Genomic DNA, 14380 nt, shown 5'->3' on the forward strand with positions numbered 1-14380 from the left:
CTCAGCCCCTCGCCCCGAACAGCCCCTGCGGGCGAAACAGCAGTACCGCGATGAAGATCGCGAAAATGCCCATTTGGCCCAACGAATCGCCCAGGAACAGGCCTCCGATGGACTCCACCACGCCAATCAGCAACCCGCCCGCCAGCGCGCCCGCGAAGCTGCCCATGCCGCCCAGCACCACAATGGTGAACGCCACCAGCACGAAGCCGCTGCCCACCTGTGGGTTCACGTAATAGGCCGGCAGCAGAAAACAGGCGGCCGCGCCCAGGCAGGCCATGCCGATGCCGAACGACAGCGCATAGACCTTTTCCACGTCGATACCCATCAGCCTGGCGCCCTGCTTTTCCCGCGCCACCGCGCGGATCGCCCGGCCCAGGTCGGTGCCGCGAAGGATCCAGAGCAGCACCGCCGCCACCGCCAGCGCGCCGAAAAAGGCAATGACCTTGGGCAGCGCGATCATGGCCGGGCCGATTTCCACGGTGGACAGGGTGTAGGCCGTATCGATGCTGCGCGTGTCCGACTTGAACCACACCAGCGCCAGGTTTTCCAGCACGATCGCCAGGCCCAACGTAACCAGCAGGATGTTCTCGTCCTTGCCGTGGCTGGCGCGGTTGATCACGAAGCGTTGCAGCGCGTAGCCCAGCGCAAACATTCCCGCCACCACCAGTGGCAGGGCCGCGTAGGGATCGATGCCTAGCCGGTCCTTCAGCAGGTAGACGGCGTACAGCGCCACCATCAGCGCGGCGCCGTGGGCGAAGTTGATGATGTGCAGCACCCCGTAGATCAGGGTCAGCCCCAGGGCGATCAGCGCATACACCGCGCCGGTCGTCAGGCCGTTGAGCACGGAAGAAAAGAGGATGGCGGGATCCAGCATGCTTCGCGCTCAGGCCTTCAACGGGAAGATGGCATCGGCCTGGCGGTATTCGGCCGGAACGATCACCTTGATGTCGCCACCGATTACCTGCGTCAGCAGCGGCCGCGCCCCGGTGTTCTGGCCGTTCACAAACCGGGTCGGTCCATACGGCATCAGGTTGTCCTGGAAGGTGCTGGCGGCCAGCGCGTCGATGATGGCGGCGCGGTCGGCGGACTTGGCCCGCTCAAGGGCGTCGGCCAGCAACTGCATCGACACGTAGGTCATGAAGACTTCATAGCTGAAGTACGCGCCCTTTTCCTCGACCCGGGCTTTCAGGGGCGCCACGCGCGGATCCTTGGGGTTGAACCAATGGTTGCAATCGATGATGCCGTTGGCGATGTCGGGGAATTCCTTCAAGAACTTGTAGCTGGACGCCGCGCCTCCCAGCACCGAATAGATGGCCTTGGGCTGCACCTTCTGCTGCTTCATGGCGCGCAACAGCAGCGCGTACTCGTTGTAGTAGTTGGCGGGAATGACGATGTCCGGATTCACCGACTTCATGCGCAGCACGATGTTGTTGAAGTCGCGGGTGGGGTTCGGGTGCTTCACCACGTCCTTCACCTCGAAGCCGTGCTGCGGCAGCGACTTCGACAGGAGCGCCGCGGTACCGGTGCCGAACAGCGAGTCTTCATGCACGATCATGACCGTTTTGGCCGGCTTGCCCGCGGCGTCGTTCAACGCGGCCAGGTCGCTGATGGCGCGTTCGCTGCAGGCGCGGTAGCCGGGGCCGAAGCGGAAAGTGTTCTTCAGACCGCGCTCCACGATCTGGTCGGCCACGCCTACGTCCACCACATGCGGCAGGTTGTACTTGGCGGCGGTCTGGGTCGTGGCCAGGCAGATGGCAGACGCATACGCGCCGACGATGGCCGACACCCCCGCCTCGTTCATCTTCTCCACTTCGGCGGAGCCGGCTTCAGGGCGGGACTGCGCGTCGCCCAGCACGGCCGCCAACGGCGCGCCGCCCAGCGACTTGATGCCGCCGGCTTTATTGATGTCTTCAATCGCCAGCAGCGCGCCCAGGCGGCATTGCTGGCCCGAGTACGCCAGCGCACCGGTCACGGGGTGCAGCACGCCAATCTTCACGGGCGTGGCGCCCTGCGCGCGCGCCACCCAGGGCGCGGATACCAGGGCTGCCGCGGCGGCGGAGCGATAGAGAAAGGTGCGGCGCGAATTCATGGGAGATCTCCGAAGGGTTCAATGAAATTGGGCCGACAGCTCTTCGCTGACCCAGACCTTGGCGTCGATGCTGCCGACGCGCGACAGCTGCAATTGGTACTGATAGCGGTCGGGCCGATACAGGCCCTGCAACAGCTGGACGGGGCGGTCGTTCACGTCGCGCACGACGCGGGTGACCGCCAGCAGCGCCGAGCCCACCGACACGTCCAGATGGCGCGCCACCTGCGCATCGGCCAGCTTGGCCGAAATCGTCTGCGTGGCGCCGCCGAACTCCACCCCCGCAGCCTCCAGCAGCATCAGCAATGGCTCGCGCTCCAGGTCCGCGCGTGTAAAGTCGGCCACGGCCTGCGGCACATAGGTCGTGATGTGGGAAAGCGGCCCGGCCTCGGTGCTGCGCACGCGCAGGCTCTTGTGAACCGGCGTGCCGGGCGGGATGCGCAGCGACTCGGCCACGGCCAACGGCGCAGACACCAGCGTGCTGTCCAACACCTGCACCGAGGTACGCAGGCCCATGTTGACGATGTTCTCAAGCAGCCCGGTCAGATGCGCCTTCTGCGGCGCGTTGGGCGCGGGCGCGGCCTGCGGGCTGGACGCCGCGCGCAACGGCCACGTCCCCAGCCCGGGGCGCCGAGACACCAGCCCGTCGGACACCAGCATTTCCAGCGCTTTGCGGATGGTGATGCGGGCCACGTCGAACTGGTCGGCCAGCGCGTGTTCGCCTGGCAGCCCATCCTGGTCGAACCTGCCCTCTTGCAGCTGCTCGCGCAGCACAAGGTAGATCTGATGGTATTTCGGCAAAGGTAGTGAGGTTCCCATGTCGGGAACTCTAGGGGTGTCCTAATGTACCGTCAATGGAACAAATAACGCGATGGGCTGTTCCATCGGGAAAACACTGAGCCGAAAAAAAGGCCGCGCAATGCGGCCTTGTGGAACCCGATACCGCGGCAGGGGAAGATCCCCTGCCCCTTGCCGGTTACGACCCGGCGCCGGATCCCGCCGCCGGCGCGGCTTGCGCGGCCGTGGCCGTGCGTTCAGTCCAGCCGCCGCCCAATACCTTGTACAAGGTCACCAGGTTGGACAACCGGGCCAGGCGCGTGTCCACCAGCGCCTGCTGCGAGGTGTACAGCGAACGCTGTGAATCCAGCACGCTCAGGTAGTCGTCGATGCCTTGACGGAAACGCTGGTCGGATACGTCATAGGCCCGCTGATTGGCGTCCACCAGCAAGCGCTGCGCGTGGATCTGGTCGTCCAGCGTACCGCGGCCAGCCAAGGCGTCCGCCACTTCGCGAAAGCCGGTCTGGATGGACTTTTCGTACTGAGCCACCTGAATGTTCTTCTGCACCTTCGCCAAGTCCAGGCCCGCCAACAGCGAACCGCCCGCGAAGATCGGCACTGTGATCTGGGGCACGAAGCTCCAGGCGCCGGAGCCGCCTTCGAACAAGCCGCCCAGGCTGGCGCTGGCGGTGCCCGCCTGGCCCGTCAGGCTGATGGTCGGGAAGAACGCCGCGCGCGCCGCGCCGATGTTGGCATTGGCGCCCTTCAACTGGTGTTCGGCCGCACGGATATCCGGGCGGCGGGCCAGCAGGTCGGACGGCAGCCCGGCGGGCAAGGTGGTCGGCAGCATGCCGTCGTCCAGCTTGACGGCCTGGTCCAGCGCCGCGGTGATCTCGGGCGACATGGGCTGCCCCACCAGCAACGTCAGCGCATTGCGGTCCTGCGCGGCCTGGCGCGTGTATTGCGACAGGTTGCGCTGGGCCGTGCGCAGCGACACTTCGGCCTGGCTGAGGTCCAGCGCGGTGGACAGGCCCTGGTCATAGCTTTGCTGCGTGAGCTTGAAGGAGTCTTCCTGGCTCGTCAGGGTGTCCCGCGTCAGGCTCAGCAATTCCTGGTCGGCGCGCAGCGTCAAATAGGCGTTGGCCACCTCGGCGATCAGCGTCAGCTGGGTCGCCGTGCGGGTTTCGTCCAGCGCCAGATAGGACTCCAGCGCCTTATCGCTCAAGCTGCGTATGCGGCCGAACAGGTCCAGCTCCCAGGCCGACATGGCGGCGCCCACCTGATAGCTGTGGCTGGTCGTGGCCCGGCCGCTGGCGGACAGGTCCGCCGGCGAACGCTGGGCCGTTTCCTGGCCCGCGATACCCACGCTGGGCATCAGGTCGGCACGCTGAATGCGGTACTGCGCCCGCGCCGCTTCGACGTTCAGGGCGGCCACGCGCAGATCGCGGTTGTTGGCCAGCGACAGTTCAATCAGCTGCTGCAAGAGCGGATCGCTGAAGAAATCGCGCCAGCCGATATCCGCCGTGGACATCCCTTGCGCGGCCTGCGAACCGTCGGCCTTGTAGGCCGGGCCGGTGGGATAGGCGGCGTCGACCGGCGCGTCCGGCCGTTCGTAGGTAGGAGCCAGCGAGCAACCCGCCAGGGCTGCCGCCAGGGAAACAGACAATAACGTTCTCATCTGAAATTTCATTACGGTTGTCCTTCGGCGGACACTTCCTGCGAGCCGTTGGCGCTGGGGTCGTGCTTGTCTTGGTTTTCGCTCATGCGCTTCACCTTGAACATGCGCAGCATGATCACGAAGAAGGCCGGAACGAAGAAGATCGCCAGGAACGTGCCCGTCAGCATGCCGCCGATCACGCCCGTGCCGATGGCGTTCTGGCTGCCCGAGCCGGCGCCCGACGAGATCGCCAGCGGCGTCACGCCCAGGATGAACGCCAGGGACGTCATCAGGATGGGACGCAGGCGCTGGCGGGCGGCATGGATGGCCGATTCCGTCAGGCTGGCGCCGGACTCGAAGTGTTCCTTGGCGAACTCCACGATCAGGATGGCGTTTTTGGCCGCCAGCCCCACCGTGGTAAGCAGCCCCACCTGGAAGTACACGTCGTTGGACAAGCCCCGCATCAAGCTCGCCAACAGCACCCCGATGATCCCCAGCGGCACCACCAGCATGACCGCGGTCGGGATGGACCAGCTTTCATACAGCGCCGCCAGGCACAGGAACACCACGATCAGCGAAATGGCATACAGCGCCGGCGCCTGCGAACCCGACAGGCGTTCTTCGAAGGACAAGCCCGTCCATTCGAAACCCACGCCGACCGGCAGCTTGGCCGCCAGCCGCTCCATTTCTTCCATGGCCGCGCCCGAGCTGTAGCCCGGCGCCGCCTGACCCTGGATGTTGTAGGACGGCACGCCGTTATAGCGGTTCAGCTTCTGCGGGCCAAAGCTCCATGTCGCCTTCGAGAAGGCCGAGAACGGCACCATGTCGCCCGCGTTATTGCGCACATACCATTTGTTCAAGTCTTCCGGCAGCATGCGCGACGACGCCTCGCCTTGTGCGAACACCTTTTTCACGCGGCCACGGTCGATGAAGTCGTTCACGTAGGACGAACCCCATGCGGTGGCCAGCGTGCTGTTGATGTCCGACACGGCCACGCCCAGCGCACGCGCCTTCTCGCGATCGATGTCCAGCTGGTACTGCGGCGCGTCTTCGATGCCGTTCGGGCGCACGCCGACCAGCACCGGGCTTTTCGCGGCTTCGCCCAGCAACTGATTGCGCGCGGCAAGCAGCTTTTCATGGCCCACGCCCGCGCGGTCCATCAGCTGGAAGTCGAAACCGGTCACGTTGCCCAGTTCCATCACGGACGGCGGCGGCACCACGAACAGTTGCGCGCGGCGCTCGGTCTTGCCGAAGTGCGCATTGGCGCGCGCCGCCACGGCGCCGGCCTTCAGGCTGGCGTCGCCGCGTTCTTCCCAGTCGCGCAGCTTGATGAACAGGATGGACGCGTTCTGGCCGCGGCCGCCGAAGTTAAAGCCGTTCACCGCGAACACCGAGGTCACGGCGTCTTTTTCTTCGGTCAGCAGATACTTCGTGGCATCGTCGATGACGGCCTTGGTGGCTTCCGCGGTAGCGCCAGCCGGCGTCTGAATCTGGGCGAACAAAATGCCCTGGTCTTCCGCAGGCAGGAACGCCGTCGGGATGCGGGTGAACAGCCAGCCCATGGCGATGACAAGCGCCAGGTACACCACCATCAGGCGCTTGGTGCGGTTGAGCCCGCGCGCCACGCTATTGGCGTAGCCGTTGCTGCTGCGTTCGAACGTGCGGTTGAACCAACCGAAGAAGCCCTTCTTCGTGCCATGGTGGCCCTTCGGGATGGGCTTGAGCAGGGTCGCGCACAAGGCCGGCGTGAAGACGATGGCCACCAGCACCGACAGCACCATCGACGACACGATCGTGATCGAGAACTGGCGATAAATCACGCCGGTGGAGCCGCCGAAGAACGCCATCGGGATGAACACCGCGGCCAGCACCATGGCGATGCCGATGAGCGCGCCGGTGATCTGGCTCATGGACTTGCGCGTGGCCTGCTTGGGCGTCAAGCCCTCTTCGGCCATCACCCGTTCAACGTTTTCCACCACCACGATGGCATCGTCCACCAGCAGGCCGATGGCAAGCACCATGCCGAACATCGTCAGGGTATTGATGGAATAGCCAAACGCGGCCAGCACGCCGAACGTGCCCAGCAACACCACCGGCACGGCCAGCGTGGGAATGATGGTGGCGCGGAAGTTCTGCAGGAACAGGTACATCACCAGGAAGACCAGGATGATGGCTTCCACCAGCGTCTTGAACACTTCGTGGATCGACAGGCTGACGAACGGCGTCGTGTCATACGGGTAGACGACGTCCATGCCCGGCGGGAAGTACGGCTTCAGGTTATTGATGGTGTCCCGCACCGCCTGCGCCGTGTCCAGCGCGTTGGCGCCCGGCGCCAGCTTGATCGCCAGGCCCGAGGCAGGCTTGCCGTTGTAGAAGCTGTCGATGGCGTAGGTCTGGCCACCGAGTTCGATGCGCGAGACATCGCCCAGGCGCACTTGCGAACCGTCGGCGTTGACCTTGAGCAGGATGCGGCCGAAATCTTCCGCCTTCTCCAGGCGCGACGGCCCAATGATGGTGGCGTTCAACTGCTGCCCGCGCACGGACGGCAGGCCGCCCAGCTGGCCGGACGACACCTGCACGTTCTGTTCCTTGATCGCCGCAACCACGTCGACCGTGGTCAACCCGTAGTTGACGAGCTTGGCGGGGTCCAGCCAGATGCGCATCGCGTATTGCGAGCCGAACAACTGGAAGTCGCCCACGCCCTGCGTGCGGCTGATGGGATCCTGGACGTATGACGCGACGTAGTCGGCCAGGTCGTCCTTGGTCATCGTGCCGTCGGTGGACACGAAGCCCGCCACGATCAGGAAGTTCTTCGTGGCCTTGGTGACGCGGATGCCCTGCTGCTGCACTTCCTGCGGCAAGAGCGGCTGCGCCAGCGCCAGCTTGTTCTGCACCTGCACCTGCGCGGTGTCCGGATTGGTGCCTTGCTTGAAGGTCAGCGTGATCGACATGCTGCCGTCGGAATTGCTTTCCGACGAGATGTACTGCAAACCGTCCAGCCCGTTCATCTGCTGTTCGATCACCTGCACCACGGTGTCCTGCACGGTCTGCGCGGAAGCGCCCGGGTAGGTCACCGCGATGCCGATGGCCGGCGGCGCGATGTTGGGGTATTGGGAGACCGGCAATTGCAGGATGGACAGCGCGCCGGCCATCATCAGCACGATCGCGATCACCCAGGCGAAAACCGGCCTATCGATAAAAAACTTTGCCATGCATGGCTCCCTGATTACTGCTTGGCCGGCGCGGCATTCGCCGCCTGCGGCTGCTGCGCATTGGCGCCCGCTTCGGTGGCGACGACTTCGACGCCCGGACGCACCATCTGCAGACCTTCCACGATGACCTTGTCGCCAGCGGCCAGGCCGTCGGTCACCAGCCACTTGTCGCCAATGGCGCGGTCGGTCTTCAATTCACGCAGTTCGACCTGATTCTTGGCATTGACCACCAGCGCCGTCGGCAGACCGCGCTGGTTGCGGGTCACGCCGCGTTGCGGCACCAGCAAGCCGTCGGCGGCCACGCCATCCGCCAGGCGGGCGCGCACGAACATGCCGGGCAACAGACGGCGGTCCGGGTTCGGGAACACCGCGCGCAGCGTGATCGAGCCGGTGCCCTGGTCCACGGTCACTTCCGAGAACTGCAGCTTGCCGGTCTGCTTGTATTGCGAACCGTCTTCCAGCGTCAGCGTGACCAGCGCGGCCTGCTCGCCGTCGGCCTTCTTCAACTGGCCGCTGGCCAACGCGTCCTGCAAACGCAGCAACTGAACGCTGGATTGGGTCACGTCGACGTAGATCGGGTCGATTTGCTGCACTGCAGCCAACGCACCGGTCTGGTTGGCCGTGACCAGCGCGCCCTCGGTCACCGAGGACCGGCCGATGATGCCGTCGATGGGCGACAGCACCTTGGTGTAGACCAGGTTGATGCGGGCCGTATCCAACGCGGCCTTGGCCGACATCACGTCGGCGGCGGCCTGGTCGCGCGACGCGACGGCGTTGTCATAGGTCTGCTGGCTGACGGCGCGCGTGGCCACCAGCGGTTTGTAGCGTTCGGCCAGCAAGGCGGCGGTCTTTTGCTGCGCTTGCGCGCGGGCCAGGGCGGCCTTCTGGCTGTCCACGCTGGCCTGGTAGAGCGCGGGGTCGATCTGGTAGAGCTGTTCGCCCGCCTTGACCTCGCCGCCTTCCGTGAACAGGCGCTTCTGGACAATGCCGTTGACCTGGGGCCGGACTTCGGCAACCCGGAATGCGGAGGTGCGGCCCGGCAATTCCGTGGTCAGGGAAACGGGCTGCGTGGTCAAGGTCACGACCGAGACTTGCGGCTTGCCCGCCTGCGGCGCGTCCTGCTTTTTGCCGCAAGCGGCCAGGGTGAGAGCCGATGCCGTCAGCGTGACGATCGCCGCGCCGCGCCACATAGCGCTTTTCTTGTTCATAGATTGCATTCCAAAAAATATGAGGCCCCACGCTGCACCCGCTTTCGCGGGCTTGCTGCCCCTAAAAGGGCTTTTTTGCCCCGGGCAGGCAAAGCGGCAAAAACAAACCGCCTAGCCGCGCCCGAACTGGCAAGGCAGTGCATCAACTGGGTGGATTCGCGTTGAACACGCAGGGTGGGCTTAGTCGCATTGCTGCATTGCAGAACTCGCATTCTGAGTTATCCCGCCCAGGAAACAAAGGGGCACATTAAGAAAACATCATTCCATTTATGGGACAATTAGATCTTCCCGGCCTATGACAGAATCTCGCCATGAAACGCTTACAAGGCATGGAACTCTTCGTGGAAGTGGCCAAGACGCACAGTTTTAGCCGCGCGGCGGCGACACTGGGCGTCCCCAAGTCCACCTTGTCTCGCCAGGTGGCCGAACTGGAACGATCCGTCGGCTTGCGGCTGCTTAGCCGCACCACGCGCAAGGTGGAACTGACCGACGCGGGCCGGCTGTACTTCGAACGCTGCCAGCGCATCGTCGCCGAAGCGCAGATCGCCCATGAAGAACTGCAGAAGCTGGTGGATACGCCAGCCGGGCCGCTGCGGGTGAACATGCCCGCGGATTTCGGCACGGACTTCCTGGCTGAATCGTTCATGGAATTCTCCCGCCGCTATCCCGACGTCACGTTTTTCCTTGACCTTGCCAATCCGGACCACGCGTCGCGCGTATTCCAGACCTGCGACATCTCCATCGAAATCGGCGACCTGCCCGACTCAACGCAGATTGCCAGGTTGCTGGGCATGCTGCCCGCCCATTTGTATGCCTCGCATGACTACTTGCAAAAGCACGGCGAACCGCGGCACCCCAGCGACTTGACCCGCCACGAGTGCATAGAGTTCCGCGCCGAAGGCGCCGGCCGCGTGACCCGCTGGCCGCTTTCCAACGGCGACCAGCACATTGAATTCACGCCGGGTAACCGGTTTTCAGTCAATGGCGTCGCCATGGCGCGCCGGTTGGCCATGCTGGGCGCGGGCATCGCGGTGTTGGTGGGCGGCCAGACGGCCGAACAGCAGTCAGGCCAACTGCGGCGCGTGCTGCCGGACTGGCAACTGGGGCCCTTCCCTGTCTATGCGGTCACCGAAACCCGGCTTCTGCCCGCCAAGACACGGATCTTCATCGAATTTCTGATGGAGCGCCTGGGTAGCGACGGGCAAGCGAAGAATACCCCCGCTTTCATGAAGTAACGGCGTCTTGGAAACAGATTGAAAAATCTGCCGACCACCGCGCAGGCGTGGCGGCCGCACCCGTCGACGGAGCGGCGGACATTCCGGAAAAACGGGGGTCAGAACCCTTCGTCGTCGCGCAGATAGCGCCATTGGCCCAGAGGCAGGTCGCCCAGCGACACGCGGCCGATCCGCACGCGCTTCAAGCCCACGACCTTCAGGCCGACCAGTTCGCACATGCGGCGGATCTGCCGCTTCTTGCCTTCCCGCAGCACAAATCGCAGTTGGTCGTGGTTCTGCCACCGCACTTGGGCGGGTTTGAGCGCGCGGCCGTCCAGCGACAGGCCGTGATTCAGGAGTTCAAGCCCACGGTCCGAGAGATCGCCCTGCACGCGCACCAGGTATTCCTTGTCGACGCTGGAATCTTCGCCGATCAGGTGTTTGGCGATGCGGCCATCCTGCGTCAGCACCAGCAGGCCTTGGGAATCGATGTCCAGCCGGCCGGCCACGGCCAGCCCATCCAGGTGCGCGCGCTCGAAGCGTTGCGGCGCCCGGTCACCCGAAAAACGCGAGCGCGAATCGATCAGCGCCACCGCCGGCGTATAGCCTTTTTCGGCCTGGCCGGACACATAGCCGACTGGTTTGTTGATCAGGATCGTTACCCGTGAGGTCTGGCGCGCCTGCGCGGCGCGCTCAAGCGTGATGACCTGGTCGGGATAGGCCCGGGCGCCCAGTTCGGACACCACGGCGCCGTCCACGCGGACCCAGCCGCGTTCGATATAGCTGTCGGCCTCGCGGCGCGAGCAGAGTCCGCGCTCGGACATGAGCTTGGAGATGCGTACTTTTTCCATGGCCGGTATTGTATGCGGACGCCCGCCGGCCTGCCGCTCAGGCCGACGGGTCGTAGTCGGACAGCGCCATGGGATCCAGCGGATACAGCGGCCGACGCCGGCGTTCGTAGGGGAACAGGGAAAAATCCGAACTGGTGACGCCCGCGCTGGCGCATTCCACCAGCGCCTGCGAAATGGGCTCGAACACCGGCCGGCAGTACATGCGGGATTTGACCAGCACGAAGCGCGCCCGACGCGGGTCCAGCCCCATGCTTTCAAACACGCCCAGGTCCCAGGGTTCGTGGGTGCGCTCGGTGATCACCAGTTGCGCCGCGCCAATATCCAGCACGGCACTGCGGCCCATGCACGCCGTCTGCCCGGTATAGGTGGGACCCGTGATGACGTATTGGCCATCGGTTACGGCCCCGACCACGCCCTGCAGCCGCACCGGCGCCGCGGGCCGGCCGATGGCGGGAATCGGCCGCTTGTTGCCCACCAGGATATCGACCTGGGCGCCCTCGCCCGCCGCCGTCAACGCCTCCACGGCTTGGGGATCGCAGTACAGGCCCGCGACAATGCCCGTCAAACCGGCGTCCACCGCGGCCATCAGCACTTCCATGGTGTCGCAGGTGCCGCCAGACATGCAGTTGTCGCCATGGTCCAGCAGCAGTACCGGCTTGCTTGCGCCGCATGCCAGCTCGACGGCGCGGGCCAGGGAATCGGCCAGGGGTTCGCTGTCGTAGAAAAAGCCGTCCCGCGCCGCCCAGATGGAGCGCGCCATCCCGGTCGCTGCCTGCTCGGCCAGCGCCGGCTCGCCCGCCCCCACCACCACCACGCTCAGGCAAGGGTATGGGATGTCCGCCAAGGCGAATCCCGCCAGCACGGATACGGCCAACGTGCCCGCGTCCTCGGCGCGCCGGGCCGCCTGCACGGCGTCGCGCATGGCGCCTTGCGCCGTGGCGCTGTGCAAGGTGTGCGTCATCAAGGGCAGGCGGCGCCACGCCATCACCGGGCGCGGCCCGCCGTTGAGCCAGTCGAACAGGATGCGGCCCGCGTGCTCGCCGGTTTCGTACATGTCCACGTGCGGATAGGTCTTGAAGCTGACGATGACGTCGGCGTTGGCCATCATCTTGGGCGTCACGTTGCCGTGCAGGTCCAGCGCCACGGCGATCGGCACGTCGGGCGTCTGCTGGCGCAAGCGCTCCAGCAGGTCGCCTTCGCCGTCGTCGGTGCTTTCGACCGCCATGGCACCATGCAGGTCCAGCAGAATGGCGCCGCATCCGCGCGCGCCGGCCACGATCTCGTCGCAGAGCTTGCGATAGGCCTTCGCGTCCACCCGGCCGCTGGGATACGCGGTGGCGGACACCGGCGTGACCACCGACGCGCCGTTCGCCTCGGCGATGTCGATGAAGGCCGACATCGCCGTGCGCTTGCCCTTGTTCTCTTCGTAGGCCGCCGCGCCGAAGGCGGGGCCGTCGTTGCCAAAAGCGGCCAATGGCGTCGGCACGGGCGAGAACGTATTGGTCTCGTGGTTCAAGCGGGCAATCATGACTTTCATTGTTTTCCTCTTTGCCGGCAGGTACTTAGCCGATTGACGGCGGCCCCGGGCGTGTGCCGCCCAGGCCGAGCTTTTCCATGGCTTCGCTGGCCTCGATGATCATCGCGGCGACTTCGGCCACGCTGACGCGCAAACCCGTGGCACGAGTGCGCATGTGCTCATAGGCCGCGCGTTCGTCCAGCCGCTGGTGATCCATCAGCACGCGGATCGCTTTTTCGATAACGCGCCGCGCCTTGATGGTGTTTTCCAGCTTGTCGATCTTGACCTGCTGGCGGTTCTGGAACTGCTTGGCCGACCGCGCCAGCACCAGCGTGCTAAGAATGCCCGCCGAACGGAATGGCCGCGTCAGCACCCCATGGGCATTGGTCTTCAGCAGTTGCTTGAGCGTGGTGGGCGTTTCGTATTCGGACAGGGCGATCAGGGTGGCCTCGACTTCGCTGGCCGACCAAGCCGAGCTGTTCTGCACGCACTGCGACACCTGGAAGAAGATGACGTCCGCGCCGGCCGGTGCGGCATCCGGGAACGGCCAGTGCAAGTGGATGCGGCAGCCGATGCGCTTGAGCTGTTCGACCAGCACGTCGCGGTCTTCGCCAGGCGGATACACCACCGCGACGGCCACGCTGCGCAGGTCCTCGTAGAGGCGGCGAAGGCTATGGTCCATGCTCATTTCAACCAGAATTCGTCCAGGCCGAACGCCGTCAGATAAGGGTCCGGCTTCACCGGCTGGTCGCTTTCCCAGACGATATCGAACCGCCCGTCGGCCCGGCACACGCCAATGCGCGGCGTCAGCACACAGTGGTTGTTTTCGGCAAGGATGAACATCCGCCCATCTGGCGCATCGAATTGCACCTGATGCACCGCCCGTACCAGCTTGCGGGTGTCCATGCTGCCCACGCGCTGCAGCGCGCGCGCGAACAGGTGCACCTGGCTGTAGCACGTTTCGGCATAGACGCTGGCGGGCTGGTCGCCAAACCGCTCGCGCCAACGCGACAGGAAATGCCGGTTGGCGGGCGTATCGACGGTATTGAAATACGTGGCGGCGGTGATGTGCCCCACGCAACGCTGTGGCCCGATCTCGGCCACCTCGGATTCCGCCATGGTCAGGCTGGCGATGGGGATGTGGGCCGTTTGCGCCCCCGCCTGTTGGCAGGCCTCGTGGTAGCGCTGGTAGAAGCGTTGCGCATCCGCGCCGATCAGCGTGGAAAACACCACGTCCGGCTGGATACGCCGAATATCCGCCACGACGTCGATGATGTCGCTTTCGTCGCATCCCAAGGGCAGATAGGTTTCGTCCAGGATCTCGCCGCCATGCTCTTCGACGGTCTCGCGCATGATGCGGTTCGTTTCGCGCGGGTAGATGTAGTCCGCGCCCACCAGAAAGATGCGCGAGCCGCAGTTCTGGATAAGGTAGGCCGCCAGCTGCATGCTGCCCTGGTTGGGCGCCGCCCCCGTGTAGATGACGTTGGGCGAATACTCGAAGCCCTCGTAGACCGAGCCGTACCAAAGCAAGGAATTGCTGCGCTCAACCACGGGCAGCATCGCTTTGCGGCAATGCGAGGTGCAGCCCCCGAAGATGACGCTGACTTCGTCATCCAACAGCAGGCGGGCGGCCAGCCGGCGGTATTCTTCGGCGTCGCTGCCGGGGTCGTACACCACGGGTTCCAGCGGCCGGCCCAATACGCCGCCCAAGGCATTGATCTCTTCCACGGCAAGCACCGTTCCGAAGAAATGCTGCGATTCGGTCGTGCCCGTCACGCCGCTGCGCGAGTACAGCACACCGATGCGCCACCCGGGCCGTTCCGCGTCCTGGTCCTGGAGCGAGGTCATGATTGCGTCCT

At 65.1% G+C, this 14380-nt stretch carries 11 protein-coding genes; 1 reads left to right on the forward strand and 10 read right to left on the reverse strand.

Features of this window, described 5'->3' with window-relative positions:
* Position 1: 1 nt before the first annotated feature.
* The 6 genes from ACI0FO_RS07195 to ACI0FO_RS07220 form a co-directional block, all read right to left on the reverse strand.
* Positions 2–874, reverse strand: a complete 873-nt coding sequence (locus ACI0FO_RS07195; protein ID WP_105559828.1) for a branched-chain amino acid ABC transporter permease — start codon at positions 872–874, stop codon at positions 2–4.
* A 9-nt stretch (positions 875–883) separates the two neighbouring features.
* Positions 884–2089, reverse strand: coding sequence for an ABC transporter substrate-binding protein (locus ACI0FO_RS07200; RefSeq protein ID WP_416025328.1), 1206 nt, complete (start codon positions 2087–2089; stop codon positions 884–886).
* Positions 2090–2107: 18 nt separating this feature from the next.
* Entirely contained in the window at positions 2108–2905 is a 798-nt protein-coding gene (locus tag ACI0FO_RS07205) for a GntR family transcriptional regulator (RefSeq protein WP_416025330.1), read from the reverse strand.
* 157 nt (positions 2906–3062) lie between these two features.
* A complete protein-coding gene (gene adeC / locus ACI0FO_RS07210; protein WP_416025332.1) occupies positions 3063–4553 on the reverse strand; it encodes an AdeC/AdeK/OprM family multidrug efflux complex outer membrane factor in 1491 nt (496 codons plus the stop codon).
* Positions 4553–7732, reverse strand: coding sequence for an efflux RND transporter permease subunit (locus ACI0FO_RS07215; protein ID WP_416025334.1), 3180 nt, complete (start codon positions 7730–7732; stop codon positions 4553–4555). Before ACI0FO_RS07215 ends, adeC begins: the two co-directional genes overlap by 1 nt.
* A gap of 14 nt (positions 7733–7746) precedes the next feature.
* Positions 7747–8922 carry an efflux RND transporter periplasmic adaptor subunit gene (locus ACI0FO_RS07220; protein ID WP_416025679.1) on the reverse strand — a complete coding sequence of 392 codons (1176 nt, stop codon included), beginning with the start codon at positions 8920–8922 and terminating at the stop codon, positions 7747–7749.
* 347 nt (positions 8923–9269) lie between these two features.
* On the opposite strand from ACI0FO_RS07220, the gene ACI0FO_RS07225 reads away from it, so the two are divergent.
* Entirely contained in the window at positions 9270–10175 is a 906-nt protein-coding gene (locus ACI0FO_RS07225; protein WP_416025681.1) for a LysR family transcriptional regulator, read from the forward strand.
* 98 nt (positions 10176–10273) lie between these two features.
* Here the strand turns inward: ACI0FO_RS07225 and ACI0FO_RS07230 are convergent, their stop codons facing one another.
* Genes ACI0FO_RS07230 through ACI0FO_RS07245 form a run of 4 tightly spaced genes read right to left on the reverse strand, consistent with a single transcriptional unit; the run spans position 10274 to position 14369 of the window.
* Entirely contained in the window at positions 10274–11005 is a 732-nt protein-coding gene (locus ACI0FO_RS07230; protein WP_105559822.1) for a pseudouridine synthase, read from the reverse strand.
* Between the two features lie 37 nt (positions 11006–11042).
* Positions 11043–12542 (reverse strand): M81 family metallopeptidase, encoded by a 1500-nt coding sequence (locus ACI0FO_RS07235; RefSeq protein ID WP_416025336.1) that lies wholly within the window; start codon positions 12540–12542, stop codon positions 11043–11045.
* A gap of 25 nt (positions 12543–12567) precedes the next feature.
* Positions 12568–13203, reverse strand: coding sequence for an ANTAR domain-containing response regulator (locus ACI0FO_RS07240; protein ID WP_416025338.1), 636 nt, complete (start codon positions 13201–13203; stop codon positions 12568–12570).
* A 2-nt stretch (positions 13204–13205) separates the two neighbouring features.
* Complete coding sequence (locus ACI0FO_RS07245) at positions 13206–14369, reverse strand: transporter substrate-binding domain-containing protein (protein ID WP_416025340.1); 1164 nt, start codon at positions 14367–14369, stop codon at positions 13206–13208.
* Between the last annotated feature and the right edge of the window lie 11 nt (positions 14370–14380).

The organism is Achromobacter marplatensis (assembly GCF_049060505.1).
Classification (GTDB): Bacteria; Pseudomonadota; Gammaproteobacteria; order Burkholderiales; family Burkholderiaceae_B; genus Achromobacter; species Achromobacter marplatensis_A.